The sequence below is a fragment of the Dickeya sp. ws52 genome, from assembly GCF_007210685.1.
Taxonomy (GTDB): Bacteria; Pseudomonadota; Gammaproteobacteria; order Enterobacterales; family Enterobacteriaceae; genus Dickeya; species Dickeya chrysanthemi.
The window spans coordinates 1-1126 of sequence record NZ_SZVX01000050.1 but is presented as its reverse complement, the minus strand read 5'-3'; the positions used below and the strand labels follow the sequence as shown (position 1 = coordinate 1126).

The following is a 1126-nucleotide window of genomic DNA, read 5'->3' as shown; positions in this document are numbered from 1 at the left end:
TGTCCGCACCCGCCGTCGACGCTATCGCCCCGCCATCCAGTTGCGTGTGGCTGCCCACCGTGACGTCATAACCGCCGGTGCCGGCAAACAGACCGCTCTGCTCCTGCACGCTGTCGAAGTTGCTGTGCACCTTGTCACGGCTGAAGCTGAAGCTCGCCCCGCCGCCGCCGCCGTAAATCGGTATCGTCACCCCGGCGCCGACACTCTGCTGCTTGCTGTCGTAGCGGTCGCTGTCCTGCTCGCTGCGCACCAGCAGGTCACGCCCCACCCGCGCGGTTATCGTCTCCGCGCTGACCTGCGCCCCCTGCAGCGTGGTGTCGCGACCGCTGTCCAGCACCGCCGTCCGGCCCGCCGTCAGCAGCGATTCGGTGTGCGTCAGCCCGTCGCCGCGCAGGTTGCCCTTCGCCGCATTGACGCTGGCGCTGACGCTCAGCCCGAAACTGCCCGAGGCGCTGACGCCGATACTGACCCCGAGGCTCCCCCCCCGGCTCTGGTTGCTGCCCTCGGTCTGTTGCGTGTTCGCCCCCGACAGCAGCCGGATATCCTGCGTGGCAGACAGCGTCAGGTCCTGCCCGGCCTTCAACTGGCTGCCCACCACCGTGATATCGCCCTCGGTCGCACGAATACGCAGGTTGTCGCCCGCGGTCACGCTGCTGCCGGACACCGTCTCCTGCGTCCGGGTCTGCTGCGAGGAGGACGACTGGCTGCCGTACGAAATACTTACTCCGACCGCCTGCGGCTGCTCGCCCGCCTCGCCGCCGCCCGCCGCCGTCTTCGCGCCGGCCGCCTCCCGCTGCGCCATCGCCAGTCTTGCGGCCTGCGCACCCTGCCCGGCGCTTAATGCGGCTTTCACCCCGGCCAGGCTCTTTAACCGACTGTCGCTCTCGCGGCTCACCGCCTGCACGGTTTCCACCATGCTGTTCAGCGCGCCGCCCACGCTACCGCTCAGCGCAATCGTCAGACCGCTCTGCTTCTGCTCCAATGTCTGGGTGGTCCGACGCACATCGTGCCCCGGCGTCACCGTCACGTTACGCCCGCTCAGGTCGATATCCCGCGCCGCAATCACATCGGTGCCCGTCAGCGCCACGTCCTGCCCGGCACGCAGACTCACCGACCCGCCGGTGCT

At 69.2% G+C, this 1126-nt stretch carries 1 protein-coding gene; it reads right to left on the bottom strand.

The window, feature by feature from the left end; translation table 11 throughout:
• Positions 1 to 1111 (bottom strand): hemagglutinin repeat-containing protein (locus FDP13_RS21440; protein WP_234424461.1); only part of this gene is annotated, 1111 nt, incomplete at its 3' end.
• Between the last annotated feature and the right edge of the window lie 15 nt (positions 1112 to 1126).